Annotated in this window: 2 protein-coding genes; both read left to right on the top strand. The window is 72.5% G+C overall.

Annotation, left to right across the window (positions count from 1 at the left end; genetic code table 11):
* Nucleotides 1-381: 381 nt before the first annotated feature.
* Nucleotides 382-1,809, top strand: a complete 1,428-nt coding sequence (locus H5J30_RS23390) for an amino acid permease (RefSeq protein ID WP_181789348.1) — start codon at nt 382-384, stop codon at nt 1,807-1,809.
* Nucleotides 1,810-1,848: 39 nt separating this feature from the next.
* Nucleotides 1,849-3,290 (top strand): aminopeptidase N (gene pepN, locus H5J30_RS23385; protein WP_181789347.1); only part of this gene is annotated, 1,442 nt, incomplete at its 3' end.

Genomic DNA, 3,290 nt, shown 5'->3' with positions numbered 1-3,290 from the left:
GCGGGGAGGAGACGGCGGCAGTGCTCATCGGGTTCTCCGGTCTCGGTTCGCGGGTCCGTCACGGGGTACGGGGACGCTGCGTACGCTAGCCGACGGCCCCGGGCCGATCACCGTGGAAAGGTGCCAACCCGTCGCACAGATACCTGTCACTCCCCCGCACCTGGGCGATCACCGGCCCGGGGCTGCGATTCCGGCATCCGAGCAGGTCACGTGAGATACGCCACACCGTGATCGGGTTTCGGTCGGGACCGACTGCCCGGCCGCGCGCCCGACTCCCGCTGTGGAACCCCTCCAACGACGGCTCTGCGGCCACGGCGCGCGCCCGGCGCGATACCGCACACTGAGTCGTCGCCACGTACTACCCCCCACAGGACACCCCGCATGAGCGCATCCCCCCACGCCGACAGCACCGCGGGCGCCGCGGACGCCGCGGCGCCCCCCGTCCCCGTACCGTCCGCCCTCGGCACCGGCCTCAAGCAGCGCCACCTGACGATGATCGCCCTCGGCGGCGTCATCGGCGCCGGCCTCTTCGTCGGCTCCGGCGCCGGCATCGCCGCCGCGGGCCCCGGCATCGTCCTCGCGTACGCCGTCTCCGGGCTGCTCGTCATGCTCGTGATGCGGATGCTCGGCGAGATGTCCGCCGCCCACCCCGCCTCCGGCTCCTTCTCCGTCCACGCCGAGCGGGCCTTCGGCCCGTGGGCGGGGCTCACCTCCGGCTGGATGTACTGGACGCTGCTGGGCGTCGCCATCGCCGCCGAGGCCATCGGCGCCTCGCAGATCGTCACGGGCTGGCTGCCGGGCACCGAGCCCTGGATGTGGGTCCTGCTCTTCATGGCCGTGTGCTGCGTCACGAACCTGGCGGCGGTCGGCAACTTCGGCGAGGCCGAGTTCTGGTTCGCCGGGCTGAAGGTCGCGGCCATCAGCGCCTTCCTCGTCCTCGGCCTGCTCGCCGTGCTCGGCCTGCTGCCGGGCACCGACGCGCCCGGCACCGCGAACCTCACCGGCGCCGGCGACGGCTTCCTGCCCAACGGCTCCGAGGGGCTGCTCGTCGGCCTGCTCGCCTCCGTCTTCGCGTACGGCGGGCTGGAGAACGTCACCATCGCCGCGGCCGAGTCGGAGCACCCGCGGCGCGGCGTCGCCCGCGCGGTGCGTACCGCGATGTACCGGATCGCGATCTTCTACGTCGGCTCCATGCTGGTCGTCGTCGTGCTGATCCCCTGGGACGACCCGGCGGTGCAGTCCGGCCCGTACGCCGCCGCGCTCGACCACCTCGGCATCCCGGCCGCCGGCGCGGTGATGAACGTCGTCGTGCTGGTGGCGCTGCTGTCCGCGATGAACGCCAACATCTACGGCGCCTCGCGCATGGCGTACTCCCTGGTCGCCCGCGGCCAGGGGCCGCGCTTCCTGGGCCGGCTGACCGACCGCGTGCCGCGCCGCGCGGTGGTCGCCACCTGCTCCTTCGGCTTCGCCGCCGTACTGCTCAGCTACCGCTGGCCCGACACGCTCTTCCAGTGGCTGCTGAACATGGTCGGCGCCGCGATCCTCGTGGTCTGGGCGTTCACCGCCGCCGCCCAGCTGCGCACCCGCCGCCGGCTGGAGCGCGAGGCGCCGGAGCTGCTGACGGTACGGATGTGGGCGTACCCGTACCTGACCTGGGCGGCGCTGGCCGCGATGGGCGGCATCCTGGTGCTGATGCTGCGCGAGCCGGACTCCCGCACCCAGCTGCTGACCACGGCGGGGCTCGCGCTGGCGCTGTCCCTGGTGGGCCTGGTACGTCAGCACCGCCACCGGGGTACCCGCATGACATGATTTCGCTGTCGGACCTGCGAGAGACGAAGGAGTCCCCCCGTGCCCGGTGAGAACCTGACCCGCGAGGAGGCCCGGGAGCGCGCGCGGCTCCTGGAGGTCGAGGCGTACGAGGTCGAGCTCGACCTGCGCACGGCGGTGGCCCCCGCGGCCGAGCCCTTCCGGTCGGTGACCACCGTGCGGTTCCGCTGCTCCCAGCCGGGCGCGGCGACCTTCCTCGACCTCATCGCGCCGGACGTGACCGCGGTGACGCTCAACGGCCGGGACCTCGACCCCGGCGCGGTCTTCGACGGCGCACGGATCGCGCTGGAGGACCTGGCGGCGGAGAACGAGGTCGTGGTCGACGCGCGCTGCGCGTTCAGCCGCACCGGCGAGGGCATGCACCGCTTCGTCGACCCGGAGGACGGCGAGGTCTACCTGTACACGCAGTACGAGCCGGCCGACGCCCGCCGCGTGTTCGCCACCTTCGAGCAGCCCGACCTGAAGGCCCCGTTCACCTTCACCGTCACGGCCCCCGGCCACTGGACGGTGCTCTCCGGCGGCGCGCTGGCCGGCTCCCCCGAGCGGCACACCGACGCGGCGGGGGCCGCCCTGGCGACCTGGCGGTTCGAGCCGACCAAGCCGATCTCCACGTACATCACGGCCGTCGTCGCCGGCCCGTACGCCCACGTCGAGGACCGCTACACGCGCACGTTCGACGACGGCCGGGAGCTGGTCGTGCCGCTCGGCGCGCTCTGCCGCAGGTCGCTGGCCCGGCACTTCGACGCGGACGACATCTTCACCGTCACCAAGCAGGGCCTGGACTTCTTCCACGACCACTTCGACTACCCCTACCCGTGGGGCAAGTACGACCAGGCGTTCGTGCCGGAGTACAACATCGGCGCGATGGAGAACCCCGGCCTCGTCACCTTCCGCGAGGAGTTCGTCTTCCGCGGCAAGGTCACCGACGCGGCGTACGAGCGCCGGGCGAACGTCGTGCTGCACGAGATGGCGCACATGTGGTTCGGCGACCTGGTGACCATGGAGTGGTGGGACGACCTGTGGCTCAAGGAGTCGTTCGCCGACTACATGGGCGCGCTGGCGCTCGCGGAGGCCACCCGGTTCAGCGGCAGCTGGATCACCTTCGCCAACCGCCGCAAGGCGTGGGCGTACCGGGCCGACCAGCTGCCGACGACGCACCCGATCACGGCCGACATCCAGGACCTGGAGGCGGCCAAGCTCAACTTCGACGGCATCACGTACGCGAAGGGCGCCGCGGTGCTCAAACAGCTCGTGGCGTACGTCGGCCGGGACGCCTTCATGGAGGGCGCCCGCCGCTACTTCAAGCGGCACGCCTTCCGCAACACCCGCCTGGCCGACCTGCTGGCCGCCCTGGAGGAGACCGGCGGGCGCGACATGTCGGCGTGGTCCCGGTCATGGCTGCAGACCGCCGGCGTCGACACGCTCACGCCGCAGGCGACGTACGACGCGGACGGGCGGATCAC

This window comes from Streptomyces phytophilus, assembly GCF_013870535.1.
GTDB classification, from domain to species: Bacteria; Actinomycetota; Actinomycetes; order Streptomycetales; family Streptomycetaceae; genus Streptomyces; species Streptomyces phytophilus.
This window is presented reverse-complemented; position numbering and strand designations above follow the sequence as displayed.

What these genes read in the sequence shown, in the direction of transcription:
- H5J30_RS23390 (WP_181789348.1), top strand. Translation starts at nt 382, where the DNA reads ATGAGCGCATCCCCCCACGCCGACAGCACCGCGGGCGCCGCGGACGCC.